The sequence below is a fragment of the Caballeronia sp. ATUFL_F1_KS4A genome (assembly GCF_023630905.1).
GTDB lineage: Bacteria > Pseudomonadota > Gammaproteobacteria > Burkholderiales > Burkholderiaceae > Caballeronia > Caballeronia zhejiangensis.
In genome coordinates, this window is the sequence record NZ_JALQEB010000005.1 from 121,080 (window position 1) to 136,116 (window position 15,037).

The window sequence follows — 15,037 nt, forward strand, 5'->3', positions numbered from 1 at the left end:
CGAGTGCGCGTCAGTCGTTCGCGCGCCATTTTTGCGGCACGATCCGCCATTGCAGATTCACGCCCGCCGCGGCGAGCAGGATCAGCGCCGCGCCGGCCACTTGCAGCCACGCGAGCCGTTGCCCGAACGCGAGCCAGTCGACGACGATCGCCACCACCGGATAGATGAACGACAGCGCGCCCGTCGTCGCGGTCGGCAGCTTCTGGATCGCGCCGTACAGCAACACGTACATCAGTCCCGTGTTGACGACGCCGAGCACGACGAGATCGGTCCAGCCGCCGATCGTCGCGGGCATCGCATCGAAGCGCGCGAACGGCGCGAGCATCGCGATGCCGAACAACACATGCAGCATCGCGATCAGATGCGGCGGCGTGCCCGCGAGGCGCTTCGTGACGATCGACGATATCGCGTACAGAAAAGCCGCGCCGAGCGCATACGCAATGCCTTCGAGATACTGCCCCGGCATCGCGAGCACGGACGGCTCGACCCGCACCACCATCACGAGGCCGATGAACGCGACGCCGAGCCATGCGATCGTCGATACCGACACGCGCTCGTGCAACACGAGCGCGCCCAACGCGACCAGCATGAAGGGCTGCGTGTTGTAGACGGTCGTCGCCATCGAGATCGACGCGCGCGAATACGCGGCGAAAAGCAACAGCCAGTTGCCGACGATCGCCACGCTGCCGAGCGCGACGAGGCCGATCATGCGCCACGAGAAATAGCGCCTCTTCAAGAAGCCGAGCGCCGCGCACGCGGCGATGAGCGTCGCGCCTCCGAACACGCAGCGGAAGAACACCACGTTCCAGGGCGTTTGCCCCGACGACACCACGAGCCAGCCGATCGTGCCCGACATCAGCATCGCGAGCGACATCTCGATCGCGCCGCGACGCAGTTCATTCGCACGCGATGCGCCGCCAAGCCGCGCATCGATTCTTTCGCTATTCATTTCGCGCCCGTCATGCAAGTTTCGATGGCTTCAAGTCTATCGATGCGCATCGCTCGAAACCATGCCTAAAATTAGGCTCACGCATCTTTCGACCTTTGAATCGAAGGCCATCATGGGAAAACACCTGAGCAACCCGCCGCAAGCGGGCATCGACGCAATCGATCGCGAACTCATCGCCGTGCTTGCGAGCGATGGACGCATCGCCGTGAGCGAGCTTGCGAAGCGCGTCGGCCTGTCGGCGCCGAGCACCGCCGAGCGCATGCGGCGGCTCGAGACGCAAGGCGTGATTCGCGGCTTCACCGTCGATATCGATCCGCGCGCGCTCGGCTACACGCTGCAGGCGATCGTGCGCGTGCAGCCGCTGCCGGGGCAATTGCATCTCGTCGAAGAAGCGATAAGGCGCATTCCCGAGTTCGTCGAATGCGACAAGGTGACGGGCGACGATTGCTTCGTATGCCGCCTCTATCTGCGCTCGATCGAGCATCTCGACGACATCCTTTCGCGCGTCACCGAGCGCGCCGCGACGAGCACGGCCATCATCAAGGCAACGCCGATCGCAAGACGCCTGCCGCCGCTCGGCTGATCGCTGCGCGTTTTTACCTGCAGAAGAACGGGGTTACACTTGAGTCGCCTGAAACCGCATCACAGCTATGCGCGCGAGGAGCGAACATGAGTGACTTCGACGCCAACCGCACCTTCCGCGGACTTCCGCTGACACCCGAGCAAGATGCCGAAGTGCGGCATTACATCAAGAAGAAAAAGCAGCGCGACGAGCCGTGGGACACGCCGGAACTCGAGGCGATGCTGCAGGACATGCTGGAGCCGCCAGGCGACGAAGACGGCCCCGCCGACGACGAAACCGACGAGGAAACGCGTTCGGCGGCAGAGCGCGCGTCCGCGTTCATCGACGAAGGCATGGACCCGATCGAGAACAGCGAGGAATGGCACGCCGCGATGGAGGCCGAAGCGATGAAAGGGCCACGACGCTAAGGCGTTTCTCGCGCCGCGCAAAAAAGAAAGCGCCGGTCGATGCCGGCGCTTCATCCCTCCACTTCGCGCTTCACACTTCGCGCTTCACACTTCGCATCTCACTGCACGTTCAATGCCTGTGCCGCCAGTCGCGCGGCGGATGCGTATCCAGCCAACGCGCTTTCGGAGTATGGATATGCGGATGCCGGTGATGCATCACGATTACCACCGCGACGCATAGCACCAGGACGAGTCCCGCCATCAGGCTGATCATTGGCTCGGCCATCGCTACCTCCTTTCTTCGACAGGCGATGCCTGTATTTTAGGCGCTGTTTCGCGCGACGAATCACGCCCCGCGCGCACATGCTTCGCATGAAAGCAGCTAAGTCATCGAAAGCATGACGTGTTCCCATGTCCTATAGTGCTTTAGCACGTTTGGTTTGAAGATCCACGAAATCAACCGGGAGACGCAGATGGCGACGTGGAAACCCGATCCGAGCTTCTATCCTTCCCCGCGGCTCGCAGCGAAAGCGCCGCGCGAAACGCTGGCTTATGTCGCGACGTTCGATCCCGAGCGCAAGTCGCCGGACAAGATCGCCGTCGTCGATGTCGATCCGGATTCGCCGGACTATACGAAGATCGTCGGCGAAATCGCGATGCCCGATGTCGGCGACGAGTTGCATCACTTCGGTTGGAACGCATGCTCGTCGTGCCTGTGCCCGAATGCGCCGCATCCGCACATGGAGCGGCGCTATCTCGTCGTGCCGGGGCTGCGTTCGTCGCGCGTGCATATCATCGACACGAAGCCCGATCCGAAGAAGCCGGTGATCGTGAAGACGATCGAGCCCGCGGAACTCGCGGAAAAGACCGGCTATACGCGGCCGCATACCGTGCATTGCGGGCCGGGTGGCATCTATATCACCGCGCTCGGCAACGCCGAAGGCAAGGCGCCCGGCGGCGTGCTGATGCTCGATCAGCAGAGCTTCGATCCGCTCGGCCGATGGGAAGTCGATCGCGGACCGCAACAGCTCGCGTACGACGGCTGGTGGCATCTCGGCTACGACACGATGGTCACGAGCGAATGGGGCACGCCCGACACCTTCGAGGAAGGCCTCGTGCCCGATCTGCTGCTCGGCGCGAAGTACGGGCGCAAGCTGCATTTCTGGGACTTCACGAAGCGCAAGCACATTCAGGAGATCGATTTCGGCGACGAATATCAGCTCGTCTTCGAACTGCGTCCCGCGCACGATCCGACCAAGGCATATGGTTTCGTGAACTGCGTGATCAGTCTGAAGGATCTGTCGTCGTCGATCTGGACCTGGTATCGCGACAAGGACAAGTGGGCGGTGAAAAAGATCATCGACATTCCCGCCGAACCCGCCGATGCCGACAAGCTGCCGCCGTTATTGAAGGGCTTCAATGCGGTGCCGCCGCTCGTCTCCGATATCGATCTGTCGATGGACGACCGCTTTCTGTACGTGTCGTGCTGGGGCACCGGCGACATGCTGCAATACGACGTCTCCGATCCCTTCGCGCCGAAACTGACGGGCAAGGTGCGTATCGGCGGCGTGGTCGCGCGCGCGACGCATCCGGGCGCGAAGAACGGCGCGCTGAATGGCGGCCCGCAGATGGTCGAAGTGAGCCGCGACGGCCGCCGCGTCTACTTCACGAATTCGCTGTACGGCGCGGTCGATGCGCAGTTCTATCCCGAAGGCATCGACGGCTGGATGGTGAAGCTCGATGCCGATCCCAACGGCGGCCTCGCCGTCGACGACAAGTTTTTCATCGACTGGCCCAAGGGACATCGGCCGCATCAGATCCGGCTGCAAGGGGGCGATTGCTCGTCGGATTCGTACTGCTATCCCTGATCCGCCGCGAGACACTTCGCATGGACGCCGCATCGCCCGCGCTCCTCCTCACCGCCGCGGGCCTGGGCGCGTTTCACGGTCTCAATCCCGCGATGGGATGGCTCTTCGCCGTCGCGCTCGGCCTGTATGCGCGAAGCCGCCGCGTCGCGCTCGTATCGCTCGTGCCGATCGCGCTCGGCCACGCGGCGTCGGTCGCGCTCGTGCTCGCGGGCGCGCTCACGCTCGGCGCGGCGGTCGGCCATGACCTGCTCGCACGCGGCTGCGGGGCGCTGCTGATCGGCTGGGGCGTGTGGAGCGCGTGGCGCGGGCATCGCGGACGCCCGACCGTCGGCATGCGTACCGGGCTGGCCGGTCTCGCGTTATGGTCCTTCATGATGTCGAGCGCGCACGGCGCAGGTTTGATGCTGGTGCCGGCGCTCTTGCCGTTGTGCACGGGCGCGATGCCAAAGACGGCTTTCGAAGCCAGCGCACTCGCGTTGACCGTGCATACCGGCGCGATGCTCGCCGTCATCGCGACGATCTCCATGTTCGCGATGTCCCTTCAGGAACGCGGCGGACTCGGCTTTCTACGCAGCGGATGGATCAACGTCGACTGGATCTGGAGCGCGGCATTGATCGCGTGCGGCTTATTTCTGTTCGTCTGACGCGGAGTGCTGCGCGCCGAATTGCATTTTGCATACGTTATGCGCGATGGCATTTTGCATGCATCGCGCATAGCACAGAATTCAATCGCGGCGCGACACTTCCTCCGGACTCGGCAATTCGGCGGTGGTCCACCCTCCGCCCAGCGCCTTCACGAGAGCGACGCTCGCCGCCATGCGGCGCCGCTCGATACGCACCGCCGTGCGTTGATCCGACAGCACGATTGCCTGCGTCACCACCACGCTCAGATACGTGATCGCGCCGTTCTCGTAGCGATTGCTGACCTTGCCGAGCGCGCGCTGGGCGGCATCGACGGCATCGCGTTGTGCTTCGCTTTCGCGGCGCAGCACTTCCAGCGCATTCAGGTTGTCTTCCACTTGCCCGAACGCGGTCAGCACGGTTTGCCGATAATCGGCGACCTTCTCGTCGTAGTCAGCGCGCGCCGCATCGCGAGCCGCCGCGCGACCGCCGAAGTCCAGCACCGTGAATGCGAGCTGTGGCCCGAGCGACCAGAATCGGCTCGGCGCTTCGAGCCATGAGCTGAAGCGCGTCGCCTCGAGACCGCCCGTCGCGGCGAGCAGAAGGTTCGGAAAGAACGCCGCCGTCGCCACGCCGACGCGCGCATTCGCCTCGGCCACGCGCCGCTCCGCCGCCGCGATATCCGGCCTGCGCTCGAGCAACGCGGACGGCACGCCGGGCGGCAGCACCGCGAGCGCCGCCGACGGATGCGGCGAATGCGCTTCGTTGAGCGGCGCGACATCGAGCGTAAAACTCGACGGACTCTCGCCGACGAGAATCGCGATCGCATTGACGAGGCTCGTTCGCGTGGTCTCCAGATCGATGAATTGCGCCTGCGTCGCGCGCAGTTGCTCTTCGGCCTGCGCGACATCCGATTCCGCCGCGACGCCGCCCGCAAAACGATCGCGTGTGAGCGCGAGCGCCTTCTCATAGGCTTGCAGCGTCGCCTGCAACAGCCGTTCTTCTTCGACGATGCCGCGCAAATCGAAGTAGTCGGTCGCGAGTTCGGCCTGCATCGACAGAATCGCGCTGTGCAGATCCGCGGCGCTCGCCTGCGCTTCTGCCCGGCCACCTTCGACAGCACGCGAGATGCGGCCCCAGAGATCCGGCTCCCACGAGATCTGTGCGTCGATCAGATAGTCGGGCACGGTCACGCCCGCGCTCGATTTGTACAGGACGTTCGACGATACCCGCGACTGATTGAATGCGGCATTCGCCGTGATGGTCGGAAAGTACGCCGAACGCGCCTGCGCGGCCGCCGCACGCGCTCCACGAAAACGCGCGGCGGCCGCGGCCACGGTCTGATTCGCTGTCGCGACACGTTCTTCGAGCGCGTTCAATTGCGGATCGCCATAGACTTCCCACCACGGCGCGCGCGGCTTCGCATCGGCGGGCTGCGCAGGCTTCCAGTCTTGCGATGCCGACGCAGGCGCATCGAGCGGCATCTGCGACTTGTACGCAGCAGGCGTAGAAGTTTCGGGCCGCACGTAATCCGGCCCGACGGCGCAGCCGCCCAATGCCGCGATAGTTAGGTATGCAACTAATTCGAGCGATGCGCGCCCCGTCACGATTCGCTTCCTTCAGGCTTCGCTGCACCACCGCTCGCGGCGTCGCTCGAACCCGCGCGGCCGATACGCACCGCCGCGCCATCGATGATCGAATCGGGCGGATTGACGATCACGCGCTCATCGCCATTCAATCCGGAGACGATCGACACACGCGTGCCGTAGTCGGTGCCGAGCGTGATCGGCAGAAGCTTCACGCGGTTGTTCGCATCGACGCTCGCGGCATGCACGCCATCCGGACGGAACAACAGCGCATTGCCGGGCAGCGTGTATGAAGGACTCGCGCTCGTGAGACGAAAGCGCACTTGCGCATACGCGCCCGCAAGCAATTCGCCCGCCGGATTCTTCACATCGACTTCGACGCGCATCGTGCGCGCGACGGGATCGACCGCGCCCGCGGTACGCACCGTGACGCCGTCGAACTTGCGATTGCGCTCTTCGTTGAGCAGCAACTCCGCGGGCAAACCAACCGTGATCATCCGCGCATACGCTTGCGGCACATCGACGAACACACGCAACGTCGACGCATCCTGAATGTGGAAGAGCTCGCGGCCGGCGGCGCCGCTGCCGGCGTCGATCAACTGACCCACATCGGTGTTGCGCGCGGTGACGACGCCATCGAAGGGTGCATAGATCTTCTGGAACGACACGAGTTGTTCGAGCCGCGACACGTTCGCCTGCGCCGCGTTCAGCGCCGCTTCCTTCGCGAGCATGTCGCCGTTCTTTTCATCGGTCTCCTGGCGCGACACCGAGTTGTTCTTCAGCATCTGCGCCCAGCGCTCCGCAGTCGTCTTCGCAAGCAGATAGTTCGCGCGCGCCGTTTGCGCATCGGCGCGCGCCTGACGAAGCTGATCGTTGATTTCGGGCGCATCGATCTCCGCGAGCAACTGGCCCTTCTTCACCTTCGTGCCGATATCGACGGTCCAGCGCTTCAGATACCCATTGGTGCGCGCGAAGATCGGCGCATCGGAGAACGCGCGGATATCGCCTGCGAGCACGAGATCCTGCGAGGCCTTCATGCGCGTCGGCTTGATGACCTCGACCGTCTGCAAGCCGTGCTCGTTCGCATCGCGTTCGAGTTCCGCGTGCGCGGCGCGGCGCGACAGGATTCCCTGCGCGATGAGCGCGACCACGACCACGAGCGCGATCACGAGCCATAAGCGCCCTCGCCGCCTGTTGCCCGATCGTTGCGACAACTGCTCTTCCATTCTTGCTCCGCCTGCTGTTCGATTGTTTTATCGCGCCGCTTTCCGTGCCGCCGCGCCCGGTCCCTTGCCGCGTGCTTCCATGCGCCGATAGACGATCGAAAACACGACCGGCACGAAGAACAGCGTTGCGATGGTGCCGACCATCAGGCCGCCGATCACCGCCCGCCCGAGCGGCGCATTCTGCTCCCCGCCTTCACCGAGCCCGATCGCCATCGGCACCATGCCGATCATCATCGCGAGCGCGGTCATCAGCACCGGCCTGAAACGCGTATAGCCCGCTTCCAGCGCGGAGCGCACTGCGTCGCCATGTTCGGCGAGCGCGGCGCGCGCGAAGCTCACCACGAGAATGCTGTTTGCCGTCGCGATGCCTATGCACATGATCGCGCCGGTCAATGCGGGAATCGACAACGTCGTATGCGTCAGGAACAACATCCACACGATGCCCGCGAGCGCGCCCGGCAATGCGGTGATGATGATGAACGGATCGAGCCACGACTGGAAGTTCACGACGATCAGCAAGTACACCAGCACGACCGCGAGAATGAGGCCGAATGCGAGACCCGAAAACGATCCGTTCATCGTCTCGACCTGGCCGCGCATTTCGATCGTCGAGCCTTTGGGCAATTCGCCGCGCGCTTCGTCGATGATGCGTTGCACGTCGTCCGCCACTGCGCCGAGATCGCGCCGCTCGGTGGTCGCATAGAGATTGATGGTGGTCTGCGCGTTGTAGTGATAGACGACCGCATCGCGCGCGCTGCGCGAAAGCGTTGCGAGCGCGCCGAGAATATTGGTCTTGCCGCTCGACGATGTCACCGGAATGTTCGCCACCGATTGCAGCGAGTTCATGTCGTATTGCGGCGCCGTCGTGATGACGTTATAGCTCACGCCATTCACCGGATTGAGCCAGAACGTGGGCGTCGTCTGCTGACTGCCCGACAGCGTGATGAGCAGGTTGTTCGCGACATCGCGCTGCGTGAAGCCCGCTTGCAACGCCTTCGTGCGATCGACCTCGACGTTGATCGCAGGCAGATCGGATGGCTGCTGGATGCGCGCATCGACGAGACCCGGCACGCGGCGAATCTTTTCCAGCATGCGATTCGCCAGCGCGCGATTGCCGCGCACATCGCGTCCGGTGATCGCTATATCGATCGGCGCGGGCACGCCGAAGTTGAGAATCTGACTCACGATATCGGCGGGCAGGAATGAAAACGTCACGCCGGGAAACTCCTGCGGCAGGCGCTTTCGCAACTCGTGGATATAGCCTTCTGTCGGCGCGTGATCTTCGTTGAGGCTGATGAGCACGTCGGCATCGGCGGAACTGACCGTGCCCGTGTTGTTGTACGAGAGATTGATACCCGATACCGGCAAGCCCATGTTGTCGATGATCGAGCGAATCTCGCCGCGCGGAATCAGTTGCCTGATGCGTGCATCGACGCGATCCGTCAGCGCCGCGGTTTCCTCGATGCGCGTGCCCGTCTTCGCGCGCATATGCAGCGCGATCACGCCTGAATCGATCGACGGAAAGAAGTCGCGCCCGAGGAACGGCGCAAGCCCGAGCGACAGCAGGCAGCACAGCAAAAACAACGAAGCGAAGCGGCCCGGTTGCGCGAGCTGCGCTTCGAGAAAGCGTCGATAGCGATGGCGCACGGACTCGAAATGACGCTCGAATGCGAGATGAATCCGCACGAACGGATTGCGCGAGCCTTTCATCGATTCGACATCGCCGCCCATGTGCTCGTGATGACGCAACAGATACTTCGCAAGCGTCGGGATCAGCGTGCGCGAGAAGAAGTACGACGCGAGCATCGCGAACACGACGGCTTCGGCCATCGGCACGAACAGGTAATGCGCGACGCCCGTCAGCAGGAACATCGGAATGAACACGATGCAGATAGAGAGCGTCGACACGAGCGTCGGCACGGCGATCTGCTGCGCGCCATCGAGAATCGCATGCTCCAGTTCCTTGCCCTGCTCCAGATTCTGGCTGATGTTTTCGATTGCAACTGTCGCGTCGTCGACGAGGATACCGACCGCGAGCGCGAGGCCGCCGAGCGTCATGATGTTGATCGTCTGCCCGATCGCGGAGAGCGCGACGATCGACGTCAGCATCGAAAGCGGTATCGAGATCGCGATGATGAGCGTCGCACGCCAGCTTCCCAGAAACAGCAGCACCATCAGCGCAGTCAGGCCCGCTGCGATCACCGCTTCACGCAGCACGCCCGACACCGACGCGCGCACGAAGAGCGATTGATCCGCAACGGGCTCGATCTTCAGCGACTCGGGCACCATGCCGCGCAAGGTCGGCAACAGGTTCTTCACGCGCGCGACGATATCGAGCGTCGATGCATTGCCGCTCTTGTTGATCGTGAGTAAGGAAGCGCGGGTGCCGTCCACCCGCACGATATTGGTTTGCGGCTGGAAGCCGTCGCGCACATGCGCGACGTCCTTGATATAGATCGTGCCGCCAGGACCGGTGCGGATCGGTATGTCGTTGAGTCCTTCGATCGAGCCCGGACTCGCGTTCAGGCCGACCGAGTATTCCGTTGCGCCGATCTTCGTCGTGCCCGTCGGCAGAATCAGATTCTGCGCGCTGATTGCATTGACCACGTCGGTCGGCGCGAGGTTCTTCGCCTGCAGCTTGCGCGAATCGATATCGACCATGATCTGCCGCTGCTTGCCGCCATAAGGCAATGGCACCGAAGCGCCTTGCACGGTCGCGAGCTGCGTCTTCAGAAAGCTATTGCCGAAGTCGTAGAGCTGCTGTTCGCTGAGTTCCGACGACGACAACGCGAGCCGCAGAATCGGCACCGTCGATGCATTGAAGCGCAAGATATTCGGCGGCGTGATGCCGGGCGGCAGCGAGCGCAATTGCGTTTGCGAGAGCGCGGTAATCTCGGCGATAGCTTCATCGACATTCGCATTAGGCTGAAAGTAGATGCGAATGACCGCAATGCCCGGCAGCGATTCCGACTCGATGTGCTCGATGTCGTTGACCGCCACCGACAACCCGCGCTCGTAATTGAGCGTGATGCGGCGCTCCATTTGATCGGGCGGCAGGCCCGTATAAGACCAGATGACGCTGACAACGGGAATATCGATATTCGGAAAGATATCGGTCGGCGTCCGCACGATGACGAGCGGACCGATGATCAGCAAGAGCAACGACAGGACGATGAATGTGTACGGGCGCTTCAGCGCGAGTCTGACAATCCACATCTAGGTTTCGCCTGCCCCGTTCGTTGTTCGTTATTCGAATGCTATGCGACGACACTGCGCCCGCAGACGCAAATGCACTCGATACGATGACACAACTGAAGCTTACAAAACAATTTTCGCAAACGGTTGCGAGGGTTTTTGCGGAATGATTTCTGCAGAAGAATGCGGGGCCGCACCGAAAACGGAACGCGCGTTCCAATTGTTGGAAATGAATTGCGCCTCGCAGAGCGCGAGGCGCTTGGCGATGCGGAAAGTTATGCCGCTACGGGACGAAGATCGAGTACGCGCTTGGCCTTGCCGGTTGCCGTCGTCGGCAGTTCGCCGGAATCGAGCACGCGCACTTGCGTCGATACGCCGACCATCGTCTTGACGCGATGCTGAAGTTCGCGCGAGAGACCGGCGCGGTCGCTCTCGTTCAGCGTTGCGCAGACTTCCGGGCGTGCTTCGACTGAGACGGACAGCGAATCCATGTGGCCGTCGCGCGACACGCACAACTGATACTGGCCGCTCAGGCGCGGAATCGCAAGGATCAACTCTTCGATCTGGCTCGGGAACACATTGACGCCGCGAATGATGAGCATGTCATCCGAGCGGCCCGTGATCTTCGCGAGGCGACGCATCGAGCGCGCGCTCGGCGGCAGCAACGAAGTGAGATCGCGCGTGCGGTAACGGATCATCGGCATCGCTTCCTTCGTGAGCGAAGTGAAGACCAGTTCGCCCGTGCTGCCTTCCGGAAGCACTTCGCCCGTCACGGAATCGATAATCTCGGGATAGAAATGATCTTCCCAGATCGTCGGGCCATCCTTCGTCTCGATGCATTCACACGCAACGCCCGGACCCATGATTTCCGAGAGGCCGTAGATGTCGAGTGCCTGTATGCCCGCACGCGTTTCGATCTCGCTGCGCAATCCCTGGCTCCATGGCTCGGCGCCGAAGATGCCGATCTTGAGCGACGTGTTCGCCGGGTCCATGCCCTGCCGTGTCATTTCATCGAGCAGATTCAGCATGTACGACGGCGTGACGAGAATGATCTTCGGCGCGAAATCGCGGATCAGTTGAACCTGCTTTTCGGTCTGACCGCCTGACATCGGCACCACCATGCAGCCCAGACGTTCGGCGCCGTAGTGAATGCCGAGACCGCCGGTGAAGAGACCATAGCCGAACGCATTGTGCAGCGTGTCGCCTCTGCGCCCACCAGCAGCTCTGATTGAACGCGCCGTGACGTTGGCCCACGTGTCGATGTCTTTCGCGGTATAGCCGACCACCGTCGGCTTGCCCGTCGTGCCACTCGATGCATGCACGCGCACGACCTGATCGCGCGGCACGGCGAAGAGCCCGAAGGGATAGTTGTCGCGTAGGTCGGTTTTCGTCGTGGTCGGGAAACGCGCGAGATCGGATAGCTCGCGCAGGTCGTCTGGATGCACGCCCGCAGCGTCGAAAGCACGGCGATAGTGTGCGACGTTTTCATAGGCGTGACGCAACGTCCACTTCAGGCGTTCGAGTTGCAGTGCCTGAAGCTCGTCCCGGCTCGCGCGCTCGATCGGTTCCAGTTCGCTTTGCTGTGCAATGGATTGAACCACGGTTGTCTCCTGCATGAATGCTCGATGAATGAATGATGCGTCTTCGCTTCAGTGAAAGCGCTGGCCCGAATAACGCAATGCCGCGATGAGCGGCGATGCGCGATAACGGTCTTCGCCGTAATGCGCAGCGAGATGAAGCAGCACGTCGTGAACGCGGCCGATGCCGATGCGTTCGCCCCACGCGAGCGGTCCGAGCGGATAGTTCACGCCCTTCTCCATCGCGAGGTCGAGATCGGCGCTCGTGCAAACGCCTTGATTCACGGCGTCGGCCGCTTCGTTGACGAGCATCGCGACGGTTCGCATCACGGTCATGCCGGCGACATCGTTCAATGGCACGACTGCATAACCGGCTTGCGCCAATGCGCCGGCTGCCGCAGCGTAGGCTTCGCCGGAGCATTGACGCGCGTGCGTGAGCGCCACGCTTTGCGCGTTCGCATAGTCGAGCGCGAGATCGACCAGCACGATGTTGTCGATGCCGAGCGCATGCGCGCGTTCCGTCGCCGAGCGTCCATCGGTAAGGAAAAGATACGCATCATCGATTTGTGCGATCAGCCCGGGCATGTCGTTTCTAGCGACGCTCGCCGGCGCGATGCGCGCTTGCAGGCGTTCGTATAAAGGCACGCTTTCTCCGAGCACGATCTTCGAAGGCGTATGAGCATTCGTTTCGATGCGCGCGACAGGCTTCGCGGCATCAGCGCCATAGTCATAAAAGCCACGGCCGGTCTTGCGACCAAGAAAGCCCGCGTTCACCAATTCCTGCTGAATCAGCGAAGGCGTGAAGCGCGGATCGTTGAAGTACGCGTTGAACACCGATTGCGTCACGGCGAAATTCACGTCGTGGCCGATCAAGTCCATCAACTCGAATGGACCCATTCTGAAGCCGCCCGAATCGCGCATGACGGCATCGATGGAAGCGGCGTCAGCGCCCTGCTCGTTGAGCACGCGCAAGCCTTCCGCATAGAACGGCCGAGCCACGCGATTGACGATGAATCCCGGCGTCGATTTTGCATGTACCGGCGTCTTGCCCCATGCCGCGGCTGTGGCATACACGGTTTGTGCGACCGCATCGGATGTTGCGAGTCCGTGCACGACTTCGACGAGGGCCATGAGCGGTGCCGGATTGAAGAAGTGCATCCCGACCACGCGCGACGGATGCTTCAAGGGCGCCGCGATCGCGGTGATCGAAATGGATGACGTGTTCGTCGCGAGCATGCACTCGTGCGTCACGATGCTTTCGAGCTCGATGAACAGCGCGCGCTTGAGCTCGAGACGTTCCGCAATGGCTTCGATGACAAGCGATGCCGTGCGCAAGTCAGCGAGACTCGTAACGACGCGCACGCGATCGATTGCTTGCTGTCCTGCGGACTCTTCGAGGTTCTTCTTGTCGATCAGGCGCTGCACGTTCGCCGCGATTGCATTGCGCGCCTTGTCGAGCGCTTTCGCATCGAGATCGTAAAGCAGCACGGTGTGCCCCGCGAGCGCTGCGACCTGGGCAATGCCTGCGCCCATCGCGCCGGCGCCGATCACGCCGACGATCGCCGATGTCTGAATGGCCTGTGTCATGTCCCCAGGTCCCTCAGATGCGCTCGATTGCGATCGCGATGCCCTGACCCACGCCGATGCACATCGTGCATAGCGCATGGCGCCCGTTGCGGCGCTCGAGTTCGTACATTGCGGTGGTGACGAGGCGCGCACCCGATGCGCCGAGCGGATGACCGAGCGCGATGGCGCCGCCATTCGGATTCACGCGCGGATCGTCCTCGGCAAGGCCCAGTTGACGAAGCACCGCGATGCCTTGCGATGCGAAGGCCTCGTTGAGTTCGATGACGTCGAACTGATCGAGCGTGAGGCCTGTACGTGCAAGCAGCTTCTTCGTCGCGGGCGCGGGACCGATGCCCATGATGCGCGGCTCGACACCCGCCGTCGCCATGCCGATGATGCGCGCTCGCGGCGTGAGTCCATGACGCCTCGCAGCATCCTCGTTCGCGATGATGAGCGCGCATGCGCCATCGTTCACGCCCGATGCGTTGCCCGCGGTCACGCTGCCGTCGGGACGCACGACGCCCTTCAGCTTCGCGAGCGATTCGAGCGAGGTCTCGCGCGGATGCTCGTCGCGATCGATCGCGATCGCTTCGCCCTTCTTTTGCGGCACATTCACCGCGACGATTTCCTGTGCGAGCGTGCCATCGGCCTGTGCGCGTGCCGCACGCTGCTGGCTGCGCAGCGCGAAGCGATCTTGCGCATCGCGCGAAATGTTGAAATCGACCGCGACGTTCTCCGCGGTCTCCGGCATCGAGTCGACGCCATATCGCACACGCATCGCGCGATTGATGAAACGCCAGCCGATGGTCGTATCGAAGATATCAGCCGAACGCGAGAATGCGCTCGATGCTTTACCCATCACGAAAGGCGCACGCGTCATGCTCTCGACGCCACCCGCAAGATACAGCGAACCGTCGCCGGCCTTGATCGCGCGCGCGGCACTGCCGACCGCGTCCATGCCCGAGCCGCACAGACGGTTGATCGTCGAGCCCGGCACGTCGATAGGCAAACCCGCGAGCAAGCTCGACATGCGCGCGACGTTGCGGTTATCTTCGCCAGCCTGATTCGCGCAGCCGTAGATCACATCGTCGATCTGCGTCCAGTCCACCGACGCGTTGCGCTTCATGAGCGCGGTGATGGGCACGGCGCCGAGATCGTCGGCGCGGACGTCCTTGAAAACGCCGCCGTAGCGGCCGAATGGAGTACGAATCGCGTCGCAAATGAAGGCTTCAGTCATGACAAGTCTCGATGTGGAGAATGATCGATCGCAGCGAAGCCGCGCAATAGTTGCATTGCTAACGACTTCGGCGCTTGAATAGATTTGGAATCGCTTCGGCTTCACGCGCATCGTTGCGATGCGCGACTTTCTAATGAATCGGGACGTCGCTTACCGCTCGTCGAAGCTCACAACCACGCGCTCGCTCACCGGATGGCACTGGCAGGTCAGCACGAAACCCTCATCGATCTCGTGTTGTTCGAG

At 62.6% G+C, this 15,037-nt stretch carries 12 protein-coding genes; 4 read left to right on the forward strand and 8 right to left on the reverse strand.

What is annotated here, in order from left to right; genetic code table 11:
- Positions 1 to 10: 10 nt before the first annotated feature.
- Positions 11 to 949 (reverse strand): DMT family transporter, encoded by a 939-nt coding sequence (locus NCS03_RS07720; protein ID WP_250529008.1) that lies wholly within the window; start codon positions 947 to 949, stop codon positions 11 to 13.
- A gap of 112 nt (positions 950 to 1,061) precedes the next feature.
- Between NCS03_RS07720 and NCS03_RS07725 the strand changes: the two genes are divergently transcribed.
- Entirely contained in the window at positions 1,062 to 1,532 is a 471-nt protein-coding gene (locus NCS03_RS07725) for an Lrp/AsnC family transcriptional regulator (RefSeq protein ID WP_250529009.1), read from the forward strand.
- Positions 1,533 to 1,618: 86 nt separating this feature from the next.
- On the forward strand, positions 1,619 to 1,939 hold the full coding sequence (locus NCS03_RS07730) for a hypothetical protein (RefSeq protein ID WP_008349571.1): 321 nt from the start codon (positions 1,619 to 1,621) through the stop codon (positions 1,937 to 1,939).
- 109 nt (positions 1,940 to 2,048) lie between these two features.
- Here NCS03_RS07730 and NCS03_RS07735 read toward each other — a convergent pair whose 3' ends face one another.
- Positions 2,049 to 2,204, reverse strand: coding sequence for a hypothetical protein (locus NCS03_RS07735; protein WP_167354197.1), 156 nt, complete (start codon positions 2,202 to 2,204; stop codon positions 2,049 to 2,051).
- Positions 2,205 to 2,391: 187 nt separating this feature from the next.
- Between NCS03_RS07735 and NCS03_RS07740 the strand changes: the two genes are divergently transcribed.
- Positions 2,392 to 3,786, forward strand: coding sequence for a selenium-binding family protein (locus NCS03_RS07740; RefSeq protein ID WP_034474191.1), 1,395 nt, complete (start codon positions 2,392 to 2,394; stop codon positions 3,784 to 3,786).
- Between the two features lie 20 nt (positions 3,787 to 3,806).
- A complete protein-coding gene (locus NCS03_RS07745) occupies positions 3,807 to 4,430 on the forward strand; it encodes a hypothetical protein (RefSeq protein WP_175983149.1) in 624 nt (207 codons plus the stop codon).
- A gap of 81 nt (positions 4,431 to 4,511) precedes the next feature.
- On the opposite strand, the gene NCS03_RS07750 is transcribed toward NCS03_RS07745, so the two are convergent.
- From NCS03_RS07750 to pcaF, 6 genes are all read right to left on the reverse strand, one after another.
- Positions 4,512 to 6,014, reverse strand: a complete 1,503-nt coding sequence (locus NCS03_RS07750) for an efflux transporter outer membrane subunit (RefSeq protein WP_250529010.1) — start codon at positions 6,012 to 6,014, stop codon at positions 4,512 to 4,514.
- Positions 6,011 to 7,219, reverse strand: a complete 1,209-nt coding sequence (locus NCS03_RS07755; RefSeq protein WP_250529011.1) for an efflux RND transporter periplasmic adaptor subunit — start codon at positions 7,217 to 7,219, stop codon at positions 6,011 to 6,013. Before NCS03_RS07755 ends, NCS03_RS07750 begins: the two co-directional genes overlap by 4 nt.
- Positions 7,220 to 7,246: 27 nt before the next feature.
- Positions 7,247 to 10,435, reverse strand: a complete 3,189-nt coding sequence (locus tag NCS03_RS07760) for an efflux RND transporter permease subunit (RefSeq protein WP_250529012.1) — start codon at positions 10,433 to 10,435, stop codon at positions 7,247 to 7,249.
- A 254-nt stretch (positions 10,436 to 10,689) separates the two neighbouring features.
- Complete coding sequence (paaK, locus tag NCS03_RS07765) at positions 10,690 to 12,030, reverse strand: phenylacetate--CoA ligase PaaK (RefSeq protein ID WP_250529013.1); 1,341 nt, start codon at positions 12,028 to 12,030, stop codon at positions 10,690 to 10,692.
- A 33-nt stretch (positions 12,031 to 12,063) separates the two neighbouring features.
- Positions 12,064 to 13,578 (reverse strand): 3-hydroxyacyl-CoA dehydrogenase, encoded by a 1,515-nt coding sequence (locus NCS03_RS07770; protein WP_250529014.1) that lies wholly within the window; start codon positions 13,576 to 13,578, stop codon positions 12,064 to 12,066.
- 13 nt (positions 13,579 to 13,591) lie between these two features.
- A complete protein-coding gene (pcaF, locus tag NCS03_RS07775; RefSeq protein ID WP_250529015.1) occupies positions 13,592 to 14,794 on the reverse strand; it encodes a 3-oxoadipyl-CoA thiolase in 1,203 nt (400 codons plus the stop codon).
- Between the last annotated feature and the right edge of the window lie 243 nt (positions 14,795 to 15,037).

Bases quoted from the DNA above. Each gene is read 5' to 3' on its own strand.
- NCS03_RS07735 (WP_167354197.1), bottom strand. From the start codon at position 2,204: ATGGCCGAGCCAATGATCAGCCTGATGGCGGGACTCGTCCTGGTGCTA.
- NCS03_RS07725 (WP_250529009.1), top strand. From the start codon at position 1,062: ATGGGAAAACACCTGAGCAACCCGCCGCAAGCGGGCATCGACGCAATC.
- NCS03_RS07755 (WP_250529011.1), bottom strand. From the start codon at position 7,219: ATGGAAGAGCAGTTGTCGCAACGATCGGGCAACAGGCGGCGAGGGCGC.
- NCS03_RS07730 (WP_008349571.1), top strand. From the start codon at position 1,619: ATGAGTGACTTCGACGCCAACCGCACCTTCCGCGGACTTCCGCTGACA.
- NCS03_RS07770 (WP_250529014.1), bottom strand. From the start codon at position 13,578: ATGACACAGGCCATTCAGACATCGGCGATCGTCGGCGTGATCGGCGCC.
- paaK (WP_250529013.1), bottom strand. From the start codon at position 12,030: ATGCAGGAGACAACCGTGGTTCAATCCATTGCACAGCAAAGCGAACTG.
- NCS03_RS07720 (WP_250529008.1), bottom strand. From the start codon at position 949: ATGAATAGCGAAAGAATCGATGCGCGGCTTGGCGGCGCATCGCGTGCG.
- NCS03_RS07740 (WP_034474191.1), top strand. From the start codon at position 2,392: ATGGCGACGTGGAAACCCGATCCGAGCTTCTATCCTTCCCCGCGGCTC.
- NCS03_RS07745 (WP_175983149.1), top strand. From the start codon at position 3,807: ATGGACGCCGCATCGCCCGCGCTCCTCCTCACCGCCGCGGGCCTGGGC.
- NCS03_RS07760 (WP_250529012.1), bottom strand. From the start codon at position 10,435: ATGTGGATTGTCAGACTCGCGCTGAAGCGCCCGTACACATTCATCGTC.
- pcaF (WP_250529015.1), bottom strand. From the start codon at position 14,794: ATGACTGAAGCCTTCATTTGCGACGCGATTCGTACTCCATTCGGCCGC.